Origin of the sequence: Enterovibrio norvegicus FF-33 (assembly GCF_000286835.2) — a bacterium.
In the GTDB taxonomy this organism is placed as follows: Bacteria; Pseudomonadota; Gammaproteobacteria; order Enterobacterales; family Vibrionaceae; genus Enterovibrio; species Enterovibrio norvegicus_A.
Genome location: NZ_AJYD02000038.1, coordinates 2015004 through 2034772, shown reverse-complemented (window position 1 = coordinate 2034772; position 19769 = coordinate 2015004). Strand labels below are relative to the sequence as shown.

Sequence of the window (19769 nt, the reverse complement as noted above, 5' to 3'; positions counted from 1 at the left end):
AGACTCCTTTAACGCAGGTTCGGTTTTGAATATTTGTTTCTGCGGGTTTCATTGTTTGATGGATGAACCTCAGTCGGGTCGCTCCCTTCAGTGTTGGGTTCTGTGTCTTGTTCCCCTGTCGCTACCAGCGATGCTTCGGTTGTTTTGACGTAGTGTGCAACTGAGGCGGTAAGCGCGACGAGAATGTAGATAGGCCAAGTAAACCCTTGGGTCAGAAAGGTGCCTGATACGCAAAATGCGACCATGCCTGAAAATAGCCCTTCTGAAATACAGCGCACTACCGGGGGGTACACATTTGGTTTTTGGGTCACGAGATAGACCGTTTTTTGCGCTGAGCGAAACACGATGAATGTCATGCTTAAAAACGCAGCCAAACCCAAAAATCCGGTTTCACCTAATACGCCGAACCATGTGCTGTGAACCGCATGGTTAAGCCCATCCCAATGTGGGGAATAGAAGAAATAATTGAAGTAGAAATTGTTCAACCCTACGCCTGAAAAAGGGTTGTCGACGGCCATAAAGAAAGCAGCTTCCCAGGCATACAGGCGGCCTTTTGCGGATTCGTCTAAACCTTCTTCTTCTGCACCGCCAGACTTACGGCCACTGATCCCTGCTGCGATAAACAGAATAAAACACAGCACACCGCCGACACTAAACAGCAAGGCTTTCGATTTGACGCGTCGCCATGCAATGGTGCCGAGTGCCGAGAGGATACCTAAGATCCCGCCGCGGCTTTGTGTGGCGATAATGGCTGAAAACAGCGCAATTGCTGTCAGTAAACCCAAGAAGCGGGCTTTTTTAGGTAGACCGTCTGTGATAGCAATGCTGACCGCAAAAGAAAAAGGGAACAGAAGTACGAGCGCCAAATCGTTAGGGTCACCTAATACTGAGCCAATATCTCGACCGACGGTCACCCGCGTTTCTTCCACCATCCCAATGCCGTTCATTTTGTTAAAAAGGGTGACCAGTGCGACCGACATGCCCGACGCCACGATCATAACAAGCGCATTTCGATAGTGCTTGGCATGACAAAGCAACCACGCCAAAGCGGGGGTCATGATGCCGATTTTGACGTAGGTGTTTTTGTAGTAAGCAAAGGCTTCACCGATATTGCCAGAGAGCGGAATACCGATAGTGACGAGCGCAAGAAAGACGTAAAAAGCGTTAAGTTCCTTGCTGTGGAACATCTTGATTTTACCGCTAAGCCCGATGTGCCAAGCCAATGTGGTCAGTGTGCCCAAAGACAACATCAGCGGAATTTTTAGTGAATACAGTTGAGGGAACGCTTCATGGAGGCGAAAGAAGGAAAAAGCAATGAACAGTAAACCCAGTAAAACAGGTTGAGACAGGGTGATCAGAAGGGCCAGCGGGACAAGGCCAATGGCGATAGGGATGACAGGATGAGGAATGATAAACCACACCACACAAGACAAAGCGACAAACATCGCTGTGACGTGCACAAAATGGGTTTTCATTCGCGTTAGCAGCAAGTTTTGCTGTTCGCTCAGCCAGTCAAGTAGTTGCATTACCCGCACTCTTCGTGATTCATACACGGTTACAGCAAAGAGTGTGCCACTTACTGATCTGAAATTTAATTCTATGAAATCAGTTAATTATAAATTCACAGATGTAGACAGAAAAGAAAACCACGCATCAAGGGCGCGGTTTTCTTATTTTGACTGTCAATTCGACAAACTAAACGAACATGGGGGATTTTCCGAATTGGCGTAACTTATTGCGGATGAATGAGACGAATCACCAACGCGCCCGCAGCACGCATAGATTCCACATTGTGGCTGAGTACCACTGCTGATTCAGGCGCGCGATACTGATGTACTTCTTCACCAAAGCTGTCGTATTGAACGGCAAGGAGTTGATCGGTTTCTACATGCTGCATCAGTGAAACTTGCGGCAAAATAAAGCCACCTTGAATGGCACGAAGACTGGTGACGCGCGCACTTTCAATGGCGGGGGTTATCGCCTGAGGCATTTCATCAAGCAGATTATAATGCTTGAAAATATTCATTGCGCCATCGACTGCCCGCGCGACCATAACAGTGTCGGTATAACGGCCCACGCCAAGTTCAACCGTGATGCTTGGAATATTGCTTTCATTCCACACGGTTTCCAATATGCCTGGGTCACCCGGGTCGTCCAAAATCGCATCAGGATTCATCAATCGCGCCATGTTGACAGCATCAGCAATGCGAAAATCTGCAAACGCATACAGCGGGTAAACGGTGCCGGTGGTTTGGGTATGTAGGTCGATCGCGAGTTCCGCGTTTGGCTTCATCAAGTTGTGCCAGATCGCATGAAGAAAACGCTGTGGCTCATTGCCGTCAGCATTACCCGGAAAGTGGCGGTTGAGATTGCCACAGGATACATCGGGATCAGACGAATCAAAGTCGCGGCTGTGGTTAAGCAGGCCGGAGAGATTCAGTGTTGGAATAATGGTTATGCAGCCAGCGATTTCTTTGCTTTTCAGCTCTCGGGCAATGGCTTGCGCTGCCAACACACCGTTGTATTCATCGCCATGAACGCCCGCAGTAATGACAATCTTCTTGCCTGCTTTTTCGCCTTTAAATACCCAGACAGGTAAGTGTTGCGATTGGCCTAATGCATTGGTGGCTGCGCGGAACCAGAATTTGTGTTGTCCTGCGTCTAGCTGATTGACATCTAATGCGCTGATCACGGCCAGCCCGTCGATTTGATTACCTTCAATAATTGTTGTCATACTGCGTGTCGCCATACTCTATTCAGGTCAAAAAAAGGCGAGATGTCTATCTCGCCCTTGTTATTCATTTATTGCCTTGGGCATGCTGCGTTGATGCTAGGCAAAGCCCATCATGTGCGCGCCAATTACCGTGACACTTGCGATGGTAAAAAGCAACAGCATAAAGCGCCAAACAAATCGTGCCCAGTTGCCCCAATCAATACGACATACACCCAGTGTCGCCATCAAAGATGCCGACGTCGGCACAATAATGTTGGTAAAACCATCGCCCAATTGGAAGGCCAGTACCGCGACTTGGCGTGTTACGCCTGCAATGTCGGACAACGGAGCCAGTAAAGGCATGGTGAGTGCTGCTTGCCCAGATCCTGAGGTCACAAAGAAGTTGAACACAGACTGGAACACATACATCAACCAAGCCGCCGCTGCAGAAGGCAATTCACTGATTGCGCCCCCGGCATTGTGCAAAATCGTGTTTAGCACGCTGGGGTCGTCTGAACCGCCACCAAGAAGCAGTAACACGCCCTTAGCGAAGCCAACCAGTAAAGCCGGTGCGAGCATGATACCAGCGCCTTCTTTGAATGCGTCAGCCACATCATTAAAGCGCATGTTGTTGAGCTTAAAAAGGATAGCGATAATGGCGACCACGAAGCCCATGGTGAAGAACTGGGATGCGATTTCAGGAATGTACCATGCATGCATGACCACACCCCAGACAACCCAGATGGTGGTCGCAATCACTGTCAGGATCACTAACGTGTCGCCAAAGCCCCAACGCGCTTCGTTATCTTCTTGTGCTTTGTCTTTCAAATACGCATCAGATTCGAAACTGTAGGAAGCTTTCGGGTTGGCTTTGATTTTGGCGGCATACATCATGGTAAAGGCAATACCAATGAGGGTGAAGCCTGCCCACATCGTCATGCGAAATGACATGCCTGACAGTACAGGAACACCTGCAATGCCTTGTGCGATAGCCACCGAGAATGGGTTCATCCACGAGGTAGCAAATCCCACCTGCGTGGCGACATACGTGACCATCACCGTCGTGATGCCATCATAGCCAAGACGAACCATTAATGGCGCAATGATAATGGCAAACGCGACGGCTTCTTCTCCCATGCCGAATACGGCACCGCCAAGTGAGAACAGCGAAAATAGCACAGGAATAAACAGCGCTTCACTGCCTTTGGTCTTGTCGATGAGCTTCAAGATACCGTTATCAATGGTACCTGTGCGCATGACAATGCCAAACGCACCCCCGATGATCAGCATGAACATGATCACGCCAATCGCTGAACCCCATTTTGAGCCTGAAACCAGACCTTCAAACGGGAAATTCATCAAGCCAATACCACCGCCCGATGCGAAGAATTGTACTTGGTTGTAAACTGAATCTCCGTTTTCGTCAGTGACCAAACGAAAAGACTCAGGGTTGATCACGGTGCGTGTTTTTTCAGCGCCGTCGACCATGAAGGAAATTTGCTGGCTGTCAAACTGACCCACAGGGATCAGATACGTCATTGCAGCAGCGAAAAGGCCAACGATAAAAATCAAAATTAGGGTGTCAGGCATTTGCCATTTTTTGTGATCAGACACCCCATCTTGGGTTTGAACATGTGTTTGAGACATTCCATCATTCTCAAAATAAAAGGGGCATAAAATGTCGTTAAATCCGAATAAAAAGTCAAAGCATTTCATTTGTTGCGGAGAGGTAATTCACTAATCCTTATTTTCGCTCAAAAAGCAGAGAGTATGACTGATTAAGGATTGAGCGGTGTGATAGATGAGTTGCGACAATGCATAAAGAAAAAGAGAAAAAGAGAAAAAGAGAAAAAGAGAAAGAAAGTAGAAAAGAATGGCTCGACTAGGCAAGACAATGGGAAAACCTGAACAAGATACTGACTGAGAGAAACGTGCCCTCAGCCAGTATTCATTGAAATTAGATTATCGAAAGGAGAGCTTCGGCGCTTTCATCACCAAATACACCGCCAGCGCACAACAGGCAAAGCCGATCAATGTCGCGCCGGAAAACGCTTCATCAAAAAACAGCCAGCCTTGGATGGCTGCCAGCGGCGGAACAAGGTAAATGTATGACGTGACTTTGGATGCCGCACCTTGACCGACCATATAGAGATACAACAAGACAGCCACAACGGAAAGCACGAGCACGGACCAAATCATCGTCAGAGTAAAAGTGAGTGTCCATGTCACCTGGAAACCTTGGACGAACCAAACGACAGGTAAGAATACGACAGCTGCCGCGACATATTGCCACATGGCCGAGGCCACCAAGTTCATACCCTGACAAAAGCGTTTTTGGTACAAGGTGCCGAAGGTAATACCAAGCAGTGCAGAGCCAATGAATATGTAGGCATAAAGCGGTTGCGCATCCATACCCCAGCTCATTTTCCCTTGTACGACAAAAGCAATCCCAACGATGCCTGCAACAAGCCCTAGCCATTGCGAGAAGCTGAGTCTTTCCGCCGAGGTATTCACGACAATCACCGCAGTGAGAATAGGCTGAAACCCTACCAGCAAGGATGACAAGCCCGCAGGCATCCCTAATTGAATGGCGGCGAATACGCCACCTAAGTAGAACCCGTGAATCAAGAATCCGGACACCAGCGCATGAACAAGCAGCTTTCCTCTGGGCATCATCGGTCTCATCACGGCCAGAATAACCAAGAACACCAGCACATTTAGCACCATACGAATCAAGAGAAACGTGGCAGCGTTCGAGTCCAGCAGGCCAAATTTTGCGCCAACAAAACCTGTACTCCAGAGCAATACGAATATAAAAGGGATAGAGCTTTTTAACATCAGTTGGCAATCCTTGGCGAAGACAAATAGCGTGAATGCGACGTGCAAGAGAGTGATTAGAACGTATCTGTTGGAACGCTACAACCTAAGAAAGATTTAACGACTTGAAGTGATGGGTGTGATTTGGTGATGAGTGTGGATTGGGTTAAACGAGAAAAGTTGGGGAGCCAAAGAGAGAACTCGTACATTTGTGTCGACAGACTCCCGCACGCAATGCCTTTTCCTGTTAATTCATAAAGCAAGGTAAAGCTACGTAAATCGGCTTTTTATTCCAATGAAAACAACGATACTAGCGCCGATTTTTGCATAATAAGAAAAAGGAACACGCAATGAAAAAATTGGCAATCGGCGCTTTGGTTCTATTTGGTTTGATGGGAACTGCATACGCTTTTGATACGCATTGGACACACAGTTGGGACATGCCAAGCTTTTCTATGATGGGCTGTGGTCACTGATAAATATTGGGCTTATATCGGTAATTCGATTGCGGAACCGGCAACGTCAAGAAAGCCTAAATCACCAATTTAACGGGTATAAAACGTGATGCGTAAAGAGGGGCTGTCGCCCCTCTTTGATTACTTGAAAATGTGCGTTTATATGTACATGTTATTGTTGGCCAAAGAATCAGCCAATCACGGTCATTTCGTTCAGAGTGAAACTCGCGACAGCGCCGTCTGTTGCCGCTAAGTAGTCAGCAAGATGTTGCGCGCTCATGTGTGTTTGCCAAAGGTCGCGGTTTACCCAGTTTTCATAAAACATGAAGTGTGCTTGGTTCTCGTTGTCCTGGTGCAAGTCATACTGCAAGCAGCCTTCTTCTCCGCGGGTGATCTCAATCAGCTTCAAAAGCTCTGTTTTCACCAATTCAATCTTGTCTTCGTTAGCAATAATGTTGGCGACGATGGTTAATTTGGTCATGTTCTTGTCCTTTTTAAGTTTGACTGTTAGCAGCGTAAATCTGTATTCGGTTTATTAGAACCCTTCCAATACGATCTTGCCGATTGAGCGTCCGGACTCTAATTCTTCATGGGCTTGACGCAGGTTGCCTGCGTTGATTTTGCCCAGATGTTTGCCTGCGGTGGTTTGAATGTGGCCCAAATCAACCAACTCCGCCACGCGATTTAACAACTGGCCTTGCTTATCCATATCTTTTGCTTCAAACATCGAGCGAGCAAACATGAACTCCCAATGCAGCGATAAACTCTTTGGTTTGATTTTGTGAATGTTCATTGTCTTTGGGTCGTCAATCAGTGCAATCTTGCCAAACGGGGCAAGCAGTTCCGTATAGGTATCAAAATAGTCTTCGGTGCAGTTCAAACTGGCAACATGGGTGACTTGGCCAACGTCCAATGCATCGATTTGAGTCTGAAGCGGTTTGGTGTGGTCAACCACATGATCCGCACCCAGTTTGGTCACCCAAGCTTGCGAGCTTTCACGTGATGCGGTTGCAATGATGGTTGCGCCAGTAAGCTGTTTTGCAAGCTGCACTAAGATAGAACCTACACCACCTGCCGCACCAACAACCAAAAGGACATCGCCTGATTTCTCTTTGGATTCTGGATCTTGCTGCGCCAATGCTAGATGATCGAACAAAAGTTCATATGCGGTAATGGTTGTGAGTGGCAGTGCCGCTGCTTCGGAGTCGGATAAGCTTTTCGGTTTATGTCCAACGATGCGCTCATCGACCAGTTGGTATTCTGCGTTGCTGCCCTGACGGCCCAATGCGCCTGCATAGTAAACGATGTCGCCAGCTTGAAATTTGCTAACCTCATCTCCGGTTGCGATCACTTCGCCCACTGCATCCCAGCCAATCACTTTGTACTCGCCATTTTCAGACGCCATGTTCTGGCGAATTTTGTAATCCACAGGATTAACCGCAATGGCTTTGATTTTCACCAAAAGATCATGGCCAGTCGCGATAGGCTGTGGTAGCTCGATATCAAGCAATGACTCTGTATCAGTAATAGGCAGTGAGTTTAAGTATCCAATCGCTTTCATGCTTTATCTCCGAATCCACAATGTTGTGCGTTGAAGAGAGAATAGGTGTTGATTGGTTTGTAATAAACAGCATAATAATTGAATGATTATCAAATTATTTTTGACAATATGTTGATTGAAGATCTGCAAGTCATCCTTAAAGTGGCCGAGTGTCGTAGCATTACTGCCGCGGCGACACAATTGGATATGCGTGTGGCAACCGCCAGTGCGGCGGTTAAGCGTGTGGAAAGCGTCCTTGGTGTTGAGCTTTTTATCCGGACGACAAGGCAGTTGCGCCTTTCTAATGCTGGGGAGCGCTATCTTCCTCAATGTGAACAGGCGTTGTTGATGCTGGCGCAAGCCAAGCAAAATGTGAAAGAAGACCTCGACATTGTCGATGGTGAAGTGCGTATTGCGCTGTCATCAGATTTAGGGCGCAACGTGATCCTCCCTTGGCTTGATGAATTTATGGATACGCACCCAGACGTGAGATTGCGAGCGAGTATCAGCGACAGCAACATTGATTTCTACCGTGATTCGGTTGATATGGCGTTGCGATATGGCTCGCCAACGGATGCAAACGTGTATGGTTTTAAGATCTGCAACGTTCCCCGCGTTCTCTGTGCCACTCAGGATTACCTTATGGATAGCGGTCTCTTAGAGGGTGATCTAGTGGATAGCGCAGCGCAAAGCGGAAGCGTGAACTGCGGAAACAGGGGAAATCGAGTCACCGTTCCGCTGCAAAAATTGCAGCAATACAATGCTTTGCTCTATCAGTTGAATGACGTATTGCATGACGTGTGGGTGTTTTCAGATGGCGAGCGTGAGCAAAAAATCAAGGTGAGGGGGGATCGCGCCTCAAATGATGCTGATTTAGTCAGGCGCTGGTGTGTCTCAGGGAAAGGCTTGGCATCCAAGTCATCACTTGATATGGCTGCGGATCTTCTAGCCGGCAGAGTTATCAGCTTAGATTTAGAGATTCCGCCTGAGCCATCGGAACTTTGGTTGCTCTTTCCTAGCCGTCAATCGATCACGCCCGCCGCCAGATTGCTGCGGGACATGCTGCAAGAGAAGTGCAGAGCATTGCTCAATCAATTGGTTGAAAAAGGGATATTGGATAAGAAAGATCTGATCTAAGGGTCGGCTGAGTCACCGAAGCTTCATCAGCCATCCGGTTCAAGGCTTAGTGAAACTTAAGCGTCAGCCTTGGCTGCGTTTCCCATTGCTTTTTTTAAGCCCCGGTTTTTGTTCAGCTCAATTTTGTAAGCAGAAAGCAGGGTAGACAGATCGTTGACCTTAATCTTGCATTCTCCGTTGGTGTCAATGGAGGCAATAGCATCTTGGTTCAGGCGAGCAAGTGTATCTCGCATTGCAGGGGTATCAGTCGTTATCGGCATATTATTGATTATCTTATTAATATCGGGCTATTTAAGCAGAAAGGAAGGATGAAGTTTAGTCCTTTGTTTAAGGGCGACTGAGTTTGCAGAATATTTAATCAAAAAGCGGGAAGTTGAGCCCAATCTCTCGTTGAAAGTGATTAGGCTCAGTCTGTATTACTCTTGAACGGGGAAGATAATCTCGTTGATGTTAAACCCTTTTTCCTCTGCAATGGTTAAGAATTCTGCCAGTAGTGCGTCAGAAACGGTGGGCGTGCGAGCTAACAGCCAGAGGTAGTTTGTGTTGTAACCTGACACGAATGCGTAGTCGTAGTCTTCACCCAGTTCGAACACCACGTAGGATGAAAAGAAAGGACCAAAGAAAGAGACTTCCAAATGCGCGGTATCGCGCTCATCCACGAAATACGCTCGCCCTTCTGCGTCAGACCATTCTTGATCTTCTGTGTTAAAACCACGGTTTAACACACGGATACCCCCATCTTCTCGCACTGAGTATTCGGCGGTGACATTGCTTAGACCACGCTCGAAGCTGTGATCGAGACGAGCTACTTCATACCATTTGCCAAGATAGCGTTGTTCGTCGAACCCCGTCACAGGCGTCACGCCGTCGGGAACGGATTGGCAAGCAGTGAGTAGCAGCAATGAAAGTACGGCGAAAAGGGTTCGAATCATCATTTTTCTTCTTGTGTTGTGTGTGAGCATTCCGGTGTTAGCCAATACGGGCTTAATCTAATATTAAGGTGGCGAACATTTTCAGGATCAGTCGGTTAACCCTTCCAGCGCTTCATAAATGAATGCTGCCAATGCTGCATGGCCTTGCGCATCTATGTGTAAACCGTCTATCGGTGAGGCTTCACATACTTGACCTGCGTCTAGGAAATAGCAGCCTTCTTCTTCTGCAACGGTGTGGAAGTAAGACGCTAGTTGCAGTGATTTCTCTCTCCCATTGATAAAACCAGACGCCCATTTATTGGCGTCATGCATGGGCGCGGGAGAAACGATAAGGATCTGCGGTGCAGTTTGTCCTGCATTGTCGGTTTCGCGAACCTGACCCACTAACTTTCGAACGCCTTCTGCTATCCATGCTGGCTCTGATGGGTATTGAGATTTGAGATCATTCGTGCCAAGCATGATGACAACCCAATCCAGCGGGCGATGGGTCAGCAAGACCATTGGCAAGGCCGCGCTGCCGTCACGGTGAGGTTTGAGCACGTCATTCCACATGGTGGTGCGTCCGTTAAGGCCTTCTTCAATCAGTGTCCACGCCGTTGGCTTTTGCGATTCGTCATTGAGGTGTTGTTGAAGTCGTGATGTCCAGCGAACGCCATCAGGCCATCGCTCGCCATTGGAAGGGTTGTATCCCCAAGTGTTTGAATCACCGAAGCATAGGATCCGTGGCATAGCGTTTTTTCTCCGTTTAAAAGTACTTGGGTATAAAGCGAAGCATTTAGAATATCGCCCATTCAAGAGTAAATACCGTCACAAGATAATATTCAACGGATATACCCAAGTAACTGACGGTTATTGTTGAAATAGTGACGCTATCCTTTCTTTTTCATTGACCCGCATCAAGCCAATTTCCTCACGCTTACTGTCTACTTAGGCACCCGCAAGCTCTCGCTGAACACGCATCTTGAGATGACTGGTTTTTCGCGCTTCAGGAGAGCAAAAAGATTAGAAAGTGTCGCAAATGAAGAATATCGAGTACGGGCAAACAGCCCATACTCACAAGCAGTTCGAGTACAAATGACCAATAATCATAATAATGCAGTACTGGCAGAATTAACTATGACAGTGTTACCTCCTCCGGGCGCACCGGATATTGAAATCGCGCGAGCAGTAAAACCTTGGCCCATCTTCGAAGTGGCTCAGCGTAAACTTGGCGTCGCTGCACACGCGCTGATTCCTTATGGACATTACAAAGCCAAACTGGATTTGGCGCAGCTTGATACCAGTAAAAAGCAAGGCAAGCTGGTATTAGTGACCGCGATTACACCGACACCTGCTGGTGAAGGAAAAACCACCACCAGTATCGGGTTAACCGACGCATTGAATGCGATTGGCGTGAGCGCCAGTGTTTGCTTGCGTGAACCGTCACTTGGGCCATGTTTTGGCGTAAAAGGCGGCGCGGCAGGTGGTGGGCGTGCACAAGCTATCCCAATGGAAGATTTGAACCTGCACTTCACGGGGGATTTTCATGCCATTACTTCTGCCCATAACTTGCTGGCTGCGCTGATTGATAATCATATTCACTGGGGCAACGAGCTTAATCTGGATTCACGTCGTATTTCGTGGCGTCGTGTCATGGACATGAATGATCGCGCACTTCGCCATACCTTGGTTGGTTTGGGTGGGCCTGCTCATGGTCAGCCACGTGAATCTGGTTTTGATATTACTGTCGCGTCAGAAATCATGGCGATCCTTTGTCTTGCTGATGATAGAAAAGATCTCCAGCGCCGACTCGGAAATATCATCATCGGGCGCAACCGTGACAACAAGACAGTCACGGCACGCGAGCTAGGCGCTGATGGCGCAATGACGGTGCTGCTCAAAGAAGCCATTCAACCGAATTTAATCCAAACTCTGGAGCATAATCCAGCGTTGATCCACGGCGGTCCGTTCGCCAATATTGCTCATGGTTGTAACTCGGTGATGGCGACACGCACCGCGCTCGGTTTAACCGATGTCGTGGTCACAGAAGCCGGCTTTGGTGCGGATCTGGGGGCTGAAAAATTCATCGATATTAAGTGTCGATTGTCAGGTCTAAAACCCGATGCTGCGGTATTGGTGTGTACTGTACGTGCTTTGAAAATGCAGGGTGGTATCGGCAAAGGCGATCTTGATGCGCCAAATGTCGAGGCCGTCACCAAGGGTGCAGAAAACCTCGTTCGTCATATCGAAAACATGCAGCAGTTTGGCTTAAACCCGCTGGTGGCGATTAACCGATTCCCAACAGACACCGACGAAGAACTGACGGTGATTAAAGAAGTCTGTTTAGGATTAGGTGCGAAAGTGGAAGAAGCGTATCACTGGGCGGAAGGCAGTGCGGGTGCCAAAGCCGTCGCAGAAGGCGTTAAAGCGATTTTGGACAGCGGCTCGCCAGAGGTGAAGTTTCTCTACGAAGATGCGATGCCGATTGACGAGAAAATCCGCACCATTGCCACGCGCTTATATGGCGCATCGGATGTGCAATTCAACATTGCCGCGCAAAAACAGTTGGATGAAATTCATCAACAAGGTTTTGGTCATCTGCCTGTGTGTATCGCGAAAACGCCTTACAGCTTTACCGCAGATCCTCACATGCTGGGCGCACCGACGGAACATGTTCTGCCCGTGCGTGAATTGCATTTGATGGCAGGGGCTGGTTTTGTGGTCGCGATTTGTGGTGATGTGATGACCATGCCTGGCTTGCCGAAACAACCCGCGGCGCTGAGTATCTCCTTGGATGATAACGGTGAAATTGTGGGCTTGTTCTAGCGCTCCCAACGCCAATACTTAGCCTGTAAGCTGCGATTCGAGTAGCTCACGCTAAAAAGTCACAGATAGCGCCACCTTTCGTGGCGCTTTTTGTTACTTTGAACAGCGGTATTAACGGCGGGCGGGATCTGTCGTAGTCTTGGTTCCACACACGGAGCACAGACACAAAAAAAGGACAGAGACATGGCCAAGCAGGACCCTTCATATCACTATCAGCAACGACAGGTTGCGCTTGATGCACAACGCCAGTTACGTATTGGCGATGGCAAAATCAGCGGCTATTTGTCAGTCATGCTCGGTGCATTGTCATTGCTTGCGGTGCTGGCCTATCTGTTTCCTTCTTATCTCACTACCACCGAACTACGCAAAACCTATGACGCCGAAAGCCTGCAACACATTCTGAAATACGGCATGTACTTTTCCTTGTTCTTTGGGGCAATGACGCACCTTTTGAAAAAGCGCCGCAGGCTAGGGTGTATAGGGATAACATTGACCCTGATCGCTTTCGCGTTAGGCGGGTACACCGTGCCTGTTGGCCCCGTTGAACCGAAAGCGTTGTCGCTGGGTGTCGATTGGTTAATCCTTGCGTTTTTGGGCTCTGCGGTGGTGTTTGTGACGCTGGAAAAGCTGTATCCGAAATACAAGAATCAGGTGATTTTACGCAAAGAGTGGGAGACGGATTTTCTCTATTTCTGCTTCAACCATCTCGCGATTTCCGCCATCTTGATTTATGCCAACTACCATGTGAGCCACTTTAGCTGGGCGGTGAGTGCTTCGTTTCAAGAAACCATCCAATCGTTACCTGTGTTTGTTCAGTTTGTGTTGATTCTGATTGCCGCTGATTTTGTGTTGTACTGGGAGCATCGTCTGTTTCACGAAGTGAAAGTGCTTTGGCCTGTGCATGCGGTGCATCACTCGGTGGAAAATCTCGATTGGTTGGCAGGTTCACGTGGTCATTTTCTGCAGGTGTTTTCAGAACGCGCAATGGTCATGGTGCCGCTGTATTTGCTTGGCCCATCGGAAACCGCCTTGAATGCTTACGTTGCATTCGCTGCGCTGCAAGCAGTGTTGATCCACTGCAATACGCGTCTGCATTTTGGTGTGCTGAAATACATATTCGTGACGCCACAGTTTCATCATTGGCACCATAGTTCAGAAAAGCCGGCGATTGATACCAACTACAGTGCGCATTTGGTGGTGTTTGATTGGCTGTTCGGCACCATGCACATGCCGGGTAAACATTGGCCTGCGAATTACGGCACGACCAAGCCATTGCCGAAAAGTATTCTGGGACAGATCTTGTATCCCATTACAGCGTGGAAAAAGAACAAATAGCAAGATTCACGTTGATTCACAAAGCGTCAAAAAAAAGCCCAAACTCTGCGTTTGGGCTTTTTGATTTGAGTCTGTGCGAGTCTACCCGTCAGTCACCAAAGCAACTGACATTACAGTTTGCTGTGTGTTGCCAAAATGGCTGCCAACATGTCGTTACCGAATGCCGCACTGCGGGCAGGAGACCAGCCATACAGCGCGTCAGCGTGGCTGATGTGATCTTTAAATGGCATTTCAACGGTGTAAGCTAAACATTTGAATTGTTCTGCTACCCAGTTTGAACCCACAGTGAGGTTGGCCGTACCCGGTGCACTTTTCGGGTAACCGAATTCGTCTTGGAACTCAGGGGTGATGGTCAGCAGGGCTTGCTTGAAGTGATCTTCGAGCGCCGCCAATTCTTCGTTATAAGAAGGGATGCCTTCACTGCCCGCGACAAAGTTATACGGAATGGCTTCATCACCGTGAATGTCCAAGAACATATCAACCCCCGTTTCTAGCATGCGCTCGCGAACGTAAAACACTTCAGGGCTGCGCTCGACCGACGGTGTTTGCCACTCGCGGTTGAGGTTTACGCCAATCGCGTTGTGACGCAGGTGACCGCGAATGCTGCCATCTGGGTTCATGTTCGGTACCACGCGGATCACCGCGTTGTCGATCAGGGTTTTGCCCACGGTGTCGGTTTCATCAAGCAGGCGCAACAGCAGCCCTTCAATGAACCATTCCGCCATGGTTTCGCCCGGATGCTGACGACCAATCACCCAAATGTTCTTCTTGCCTTCTGCTGGCTCACCGATGGTCAACAGACTGATGTCGTTGCCATCAAGCGTGGTGCCAAGGGTTTCAAGTTCGCACGCATAGTGAGATTGCGCACTGTGCAGTAAGTCTTGATGACGGTCGTAAGAGTATGGCGCGAAGTAGGCAAAGTACATGGAGCCACTTTCTGGGATAACAGAAAAGCGCAGGGTGTCGCCATCAAACTCGGCAGGAATACGGAACCACTCATTGCGATCATAAGACGCGACAACATCGTAGTCTTTCCACCCTTCTGGGTAAGCCGATTTTGCTAAGTTCAGAATTTTGAAATCATGCTGTTCTTGCGACGTACTTTCTAGTCGAAAGTGGAACCACTGGGATATCTCGGTTTGGTTATCCGCAGGAATGGTGAGCTGAATATCGTTAGGCGTATCGGCTTTAACGATGTGAATATTTCCGCTTTCGAAGTTGCTGAATATTTTCATTTTTGAATGTGACGTTTTTGTGTGAACAGTCAGTAAGATTATCACAGTTTTCGGCGTCCTAAACCTGCAATCACCCCCGATATGCGTGGGGGCAATTCCCCCTCTGACGCAAACCCGCAACAAGCTGTCGCAATCGCACCGCCGAGTTTGAAGGTTGTTGGTTAACGTGAAAGTCATAGAAAAGGGAATACTCACAAGGAAGCCTTCATGTCCGACAATAACGCTGCCGCTGTACTTCATCGCGATTCCATCATTATTGATGGCCTCATCATTGCCAAGTGGGACAGGGCGCTGTTTGAAGACATGGCAAAGGGTGGACTCACCGTTGCTAACTGCACCGTGTCGGTGTGGGAAGATTTTCAGGCCACCATCGACAATATCGTCGAATTCAATCAGCTGCTTCGTGACAACAACGACCTTATTCGCCCTGTTCACACCACACAAGATATCTTACGTGCCAAAGAAGAAGGCAAAACCGGCATCATGCTGGGCTTTCAAAATGTGCATGCATTTGAAGACCAACTGGGCTACATCGAGATTTTCAAAAAGCTGGGCGTTGGCATCGCGCAAATGGCCTACAACACCCAAAACCTCGTTGGCACTGGCTGCTATGAACGTGATGGCGGTTTGTCGGGTTATGGGCGTGAAGTGGTAGCGGAAATGAATCGTGTGGGCGTGATGTGTGACCTTTCCCATGTTGGTCCCAAAACCTCTGAAGAAGTGATTTTGGAATCCAAGAAACCTGTCTGTTATTCCCACTGCTTGCCTTTAGGGCTAAAAGATCACCCGCGCAATAAATCTGACGCTGAACTGAAATTCATTGCTGATCACGGCGGCTTTGTTGGCGTCACCATGTTCGCGCCTTTCCTTAAAAACGGCATCAACTCCACCATCGAAGATTATGTCGAGGCCATTGATTACATCGTCAACATTGTGGGGGAAGACAGTGTCGGTATTGGTACGGATTTTACGCAGGGTCACGATCAGGCATTTTTTGAATGGATCACCCATGACAAAGGCTATGCACGCAGGCTGACACGCTTTGGCGAGATCATTAACCCCAAAGGTATGCGCACCATCGGGGATTTCCCGAACTTAACCCAAGCGCTGCTTGATAACGGCTGGCCTGCAAGCAAGGTGCAGAAAATCATGGGCGGAAATTGGGTCAATGTATTGAAAGACGTGTGGGGCGAATAGCACCTGCGTGTAAGCGTTCGATTGTTGCTAAGTGATTTGATCGAGATTAATAGTGAAAGCTGAGGAAACATTCATGAGCCAACATCCACCGGAATTACCGATTCAGGTTGACGACGAAACCGGCGTTTGGCGTACAGATGGGTTACCCATGTTGTACGTGCCGCGCCATTTTTTCATCAATAACCATGCTGCGGTAGAAGAAGCGTTAGGTGCGGATGTCTATGCTGATTTGCTCTACAAAGCAGGCTATAAATCGGCCTATTTTTGGTGTGAGCAAGAAGGTGAAACCCACAGCATTTCCGGCGCTGAAGTGTTTGATCATTACATGAAACGCCTTTCTCAACGTGGTTGGGGGCAGTTTTTTATCGAGCACCTTGATGTGTCTCAAGGCACAGCGCGAGTGCGACTCGAAAACTCTGCGTTTGTGTATTACTACGGCAAGGTCAATCGCAAAGTGGATTACATGTTCACGGGGTGGTTTGCAGGCGCGATGGATCAGGTCACCGAAAGCGTGGGCTTCCCGCTCAAAACGCATGCTGTTCAACGTCAAAGTGGCTCGGAAGAGGGCTACGAATTTGGGTTGTTTGACGTGAAGCCTGTTTAAGCGTCAAGCGTTGAGAGTTAAGAGCAGGCCCTAGATCCTAGGGAAAGCAAGAGCTTGACGCAGCAAACATGGGCTTTGAATTTTTGCAGGACCCAGGATCTAAAACGAACATAAGGAAATATCATGTCTCAGTTCGATGCCATTTTTCAGCCGCTTGCGATTAACAAGCTGATGATCAGAAACCGCGTGATCAGCACGGCGCATGCCGAGGTATATGCGACCGAAAATGGCATGCCGACTGAGCGCTACATTCAGTATTACGAAGAAAAAGCCAAAGGCGGCATAGGGCTGTGTGTTTGTGGCGGCTCGAGTCCGGTCTCAATCGACAGCCCGCAAGGCTGGTGGAAGTCAGTCAATATGGCCTCCGACGAAGTGATCCCGCACCTACAAAATCTTGCCGATGCCATGCATAAACATGGCGCGCATATCATGATTCAAATTACCCACATGGGGCGTCGTTCTCGTTGGGATGGCGGCAATTGGCCGTCGTTGATGAGCCCAAGTGGCATTCGTGAACCGGTTCACCGCGCCACCTGTAAGACTATCGAACCAGAAGAAATTTGGCGCATCATTGGTGATTTCGCCAAAGCGACCAAACGCGCCCAAGACGGCGGTTTGGATGGCGTTGAACTCTCTTTTGCGCACCAACATCTGGTTGATCAATTTTGGAGTCCGCGCGTTAACCGACGCACCGATGAGTGGGGCGGCAGTTTTGAAAACCGGATGCGTTTTGGCGTGGAAGTACTCAAAGCGGTGCGTGAAGAGGTGGGGCCGGATTTCGCGGTTGGCATTCGTATGACAGGGGATGAGTTCCACCCAGATGGCCTTGATCAAGATGACATGAAAGAGATCGCGGCGTATTACAACAGCCTCGGTCTGATCGACTTTTTCAGCATCGTTGGCTCAGGCTGTGATACGCACAATACGTTAGCGAATGTCATTCCTAATATGACCTATCCGCCAGAACCGTTTATCCATTTGGCGGCAGGCATTCGCAGCGTGGTCAATGTGCCCGTGATGCATGCGCAAAACATCAAAGATCCCGTGCAAGCGGCGCGCGCATTAGAAAGCGGATTGATTGATTTTGTCGGCATGACTCGCGCACACATTGCCGACCCGCATCTCATCACCAAAGTGAAGCTGGGACAGACAGACCAAATTCGTCAGTGTGTTGGCGCGAATTACTGCATCGACAGACAGTATCAAGGCATTGATGTGCTGTGCATTCAAAACGCCGCGACCTCTCGCGAGCAAACCATGCCGCACATCATCACTAAAACCGATGGCCCAATTCGAAAAGTCGTCGTCGTTGGTGGCGGTCCTGCGGGAATGGAAGCGGCAAGGGTATGTGCCGAGCGTGGTCATCAAGTCACGCTGTTTGAGAAAAGCCGCGAGCTGGGGGGGCAGATTTCACTCGCATCACAAGCACCACAGCGGGAACAAATCGCGGGCATTACCCGTTGGTTTGATCTCGAACTTCGCCGCCTTGGCGTCAACTTGGTGTTTGACGTGACAGCAGATGAAGCCGTGATCATGGCCGAAACACCCGATGTGGTGTTGCTCGCTGTCGGCGGCACGCCCTTCACAAATCAAACCCCTGAATGGGGCGCGGAAGATGGCTTGGTGGTGAGCAGTTGGGACATTCTCAGTGGTGCGGTTGCGCCGGGGGAAAACGTGGTGGTATATGACACCATTTGCGAATTCAGTGGCATGTCTGTGGCAGATTTTCTGGCAGCCAAAGGCGCACAAGTTGAGATGGTCACGGATGACATTAAACCGGGTGTCGCGGTGGGGGGAACCAGCTTCCCGACTTATTACCGCAGCCTGTATGCGCGCGACGTAGTGATGTCGTCGGATCTTGTGTTGGAGCAGGTCTACAGAGAAGGCGAGAAGCTGATCGCCCGATTTGAAAATGAATACACGGGTGTGCGCGAAGAGCGCGTGGTGGATCAGGTGGTCATTGAAAACGGCGTAAGACCCGATGAAGCCCTGTATTACGCGTTCAAAGAGGGATCGCGAAATCACGGTCAAGTCGATCTTGAAGCGCTTTATGCTGCCAAACCTCAACCTATGTTCGCCGAACAAGGGGAGGGGTATTTGCTCTATCGACTTGGAGATTGCAACGCCCCACGCAATATTCATGCAGCCATTTATGATGCGCTTCGTCTGTGTAAAGACCTATAGCCATTAGCGAGGGAAGCGATATGTCCACAGCGCTAATTGGTCCTCTTCTTCTCCTTGCGATCTTGCTTGCAGCCATAGGTGCAGCGAGAAGAGTCAAAATGTGGCGTCAGGGTAAGCCTGACCCTAACGCTGTTCCATTCTTTAAAGGCATTGCAGCTATTCTTCCTCGCTACCTGCACGATTTGCATGATGTGGTGGCCCGAGACAAAAAATTTGCTAATACCCATGTCGCCACTGCAGGTGGTTTTGTTGCCTCTGTGCTTGCCATGTTGGTGGTGTATGTTTTTGGTGGCAACTCTTCATTTACCTATGGCTTGTTGGCGGTGACATTCTCGGTCATGAGTATTGGCGCTTATCAGGTGAAGAAACGCCGAGATAACCCGCCTGCAAATTTATCTAAGGGCGTTTGGCATCGTCTTCCCTATAGCTTGTTAGCATTTTCATTGTCAGGCCTTTGCATCGCACTGATTCAGCTTCTTGGTATCGGTAATGTGCCGATTGTGCTCACCGTTCTGTTGCTCGGTGGCGTGCTGCTCGGTTTAGCTGAACTGATATTTGGCATGACGTGGGGCGGCCCAATGAAACATGCGTTTGCTGGCGCACTCCACTTGGGGTTTCATCGCCGGCAAGGCAGGTTCGGCGGTGGGCGTTCGACGGGCTTAAAACCCATAGATCTCAATGAAAACACGCTAGGCGTGGAAAAGCCGACGGATTTTCATTGGAATCAATTACTCGGTTTTGATGCGTGTGTGCAATGCGGGCGCTGCGAAAAAGTATGTCCAGCATTTGCCGCGGGCCAGCCGCTTAACCCCAAA

18 protein-coding genes are annotated in these 19769 nt (G+C 49.1%); 8 read left to right on the top strand and 10 right to left on the bottom strand.

Annotated features, from left to right (window positions below; genetic code table 11):
• Positions 1-8: 8 nt before the first annotated feature.
• The 4 genes from A1OO_RS17265 to A1OO_RS17250 all read right to left on the bottom strand — a co-directional run bounded on the left by A1OO_RS17265 (position 9) and on the right by A1OO_RS17250 (position 5551).
• The gene (locus A1OO_RS17265) at positions 9-1526 is read right to left on the bottom strand and encodes an O-antigen ligase family protein (protein ID WP_017003825.1); all 1518 of its coding nucleotides are present in this window, start codon (positions 1524-1526) and stop codon (positions 9-11) included.
• A gap of 206 nt (positions 1527-1732) precedes the next feature.
• The gene (locus A1OO_RS17260; protein WP_026023930.1) at positions 1733-2749 is read right to left on the bottom strand and encodes a succinylglutamate desuccinylase/aspartoacylase family protein; all 1017 of its coding nucleotides are present in this window, start codon (positions 2747-2749) and stop codon (positions 1733-1735) included.
• A gap of 81 nt (positions 2750-2830) precedes the next feature.
• The gene (gene yfcC, locus A1OO_RS17255; protein ID WP_083248060.1) at positions 2831-4360 is read right to left on the bottom strand and encodes a putative basic amino acid antiporter YfcC; all 1530 of its coding nucleotides are present in this window, start codon (positions 4358-4360) and stop codon (positions 2831-2833) included.
• Between the two features lie 315 nt (positions 4361-4675).
• Positions 4676-5551: a DMT family transporter gene (locus tag A1OO_RS17250; protein ID WP_017003821.1), complete on the bottom strand. Its 876-nt coding sequence runs from the start codon at positions 5549-5551 to the stop codon at positions 4676-4678.
• Between the two features lie 329 nt (positions 5552-5880).
• Between A1OO_RS17250 and A1OO_RS23900 the strand changes: the two genes are divergently transcribed.
• A complete protein-coding gene (locus tag A1OO_RS23900; protein ID WP_016959188.1) occupies positions 5881-6006 on the top strand; it encodes a hypothetical protein in 126 nt (41 codons plus the stop codon).
• A 169-nt stretch (positions 6007-6175) separates the two neighbouring features.
• Here the strand turns inward: A1OO_RS23900 and A1OO_RS17245 are convergent, their stop codons facing one another.
• Both A1OO_RS17245 and A1OO_RS17240 read right to left on the bottom strand, forming a co-directional pair.
• Positions 6176-6466 carry a putative quinol monooxygenase gene (locus A1OO_RS17245; protein ID WP_016959189.1) on the bottom strand — a complete coding sequence of 97 codons (291 nt, stop codon included), beginning with the start codon at positions 6464-6466 and terminating at the stop codon, positions 6176-6178.
• A 54-nt stretch (positions 6467-6520) separates the two neighbouring features.
• A complete protein-coding gene (locus tag A1OO_RS17240; protein WP_016959190.1) occupies positions 6521-7546 on the bottom strand; it encodes a zinc-binding alcohol dehydrogenase family protein in 1026 nt (341 codons plus the stop codon).
• Positions 7547-7654: 108 nt separating this feature from the next.
• Here A1OO_RS17240 and A1OO_RS17235 point away from each other — a divergent pair, with 108 nt between their 5' ends.
• Positions 7655-8662: a LysR family transcriptional regulator gene (locus A1OO_RS17235; RefSeq protein ID WP_017003820.1), complete on the top strand. Its 1008-nt coding sequence runs from the start codon at positions 7655-7657 to the stop codon at positions 8660-8662.
• A 56-nt stretch (positions 8663-8718) separates the two neighbouring features.
• On the opposite strand, the gene A1OO_RS17230 is transcribed toward A1OO_RS17235, so the two are convergent.
• The 3 genes from A1OO_RS17230 to A1OO_RS17220 all read right to left on the bottom strand — a co-directional run bounded on the left by A1OO_RS17230 (position 8719) and on the right by A1OO_RS17220 (position 10323).
• Positions 8719-8922, bottom strand: a complete 204-nt coding sequence (locus A1OO_RS17230) for a hypothetical protein (protein WP_017003819.1) — start codon at positions 8920-8922, stop codon at positions 8719-8721.
• Positions 8923-9078: 156 nt separating this feature from the next.
• Positions 9079-9597, bottom strand: coding sequence for a lipocalin family protein (locus A1OO_RS17225; protein ID WP_017003818.1), 519 nt, complete (start codon positions 9595-9597; stop codon positions 9079-9081).
• Between the two features lie 84 nt (positions 9598-9681).
• On the bottom strand, positions 9682-10323 hold the full coding sequence (locus A1OO_RS17220) for an SGNH/GDSL hydrolase family protein (protein WP_017003817.1): 642 nt from the start codon (positions 10321-10323) through the stop codon (positions 9682-9684).
• Between the two features lie 345 nt (positions 10324-10668).
• Here A1OO_RS17220 and A1OO_RS17215 point away from each other — a divergent pair, with 345 nt between their 5' ends.
• Together A1OO_RS17215 and A1OO_RS17210 are read left to right on the top strand one after the other, a co-directional pair.
• Positions 10669-12399, top strand: a complete 1731-nt coding sequence (locus A1OO_RS17215) for a formate--tetrahydrofolate ligase (protein ID WP_017003816.1) — start codon at positions 10669-10671, stop codon at positions 12397-12399.
• A 183-nt stretch (positions 12400-12582) separates the two neighbouring features.
• Entirely contained in the window at positions 12583-13734 is a 1152-nt protein-coding gene (locus tag A1OO_RS17210; RefSeq protein WP_017003815.1) for a sterol desaturase family protein, read from the top strand.
• Between the two features lie 110 nt (positions 13735-13844).
• On the opposite strand, the gene A1OO_RS17205 is transcribed toward A1OO_RS17210, so the two are convergent.
• On the bottom strand, positions 13845-14969 hold the full coding sequence (locus A1OO_RS17205; RefSeq protein WP_026023928.1) for a M14 family metallopeptidase: 1125 nt from the start codon (positions 14967-14969) through the stop codon (positions 13845-13847).
• Between the two features lie 207 nt (positions 14970-15176).
• Between A1OO_RS17205 and A1OO_RS17200 the strand changes: the two genes are divergently transcribed.
• The 4 genes from A1OO_RS17200 to A1OO_RS17185 all read left to right on the top strand — a co-directional run.
• The gene (locus A1OO_RS17200; RefSeq protein WP_017003814.1) at positions 15177-16166 is read left to right on the top strand and encodes a dipeptidase; all 990 of its coding nucleotides are present in this window, start codon (positions 15177-15179) and stop codon (positions 16164-16166) included.
• A gap of 73 nt (positions 16167-16239) precedes the next feature.
• Positions 16240-16770: a DUF5943 domain-containing protein gene (locus A1OO_RS17195; RefSeq protein ID WP_017003813.1), complete on the top strand. Its 531-nt coding sequence runs from the start codon at positions 16240-16242 to the stop codon at positions 16768-16770.
• 123 nt (positions 16771-16893) lie between these two features.
• A complete protein-coding gene (locus A1OO_RS17190) occupies positions 16894-18954 on the top strand; it encodes an NADH:flavin oxidoreductase (protein WP_017003812.1) in 2061 nt (686 codons plus the stop codon).
• Positions 18955-18974: 20 nt separating this feature from the next.
• On the top strand, positions 18975-19769 hold a 795-nt coding region (locus A1OO_RS17185), incomplete at its 3' end, for a DUF3483 domain-containing protein (protein ID WP_017003811.1).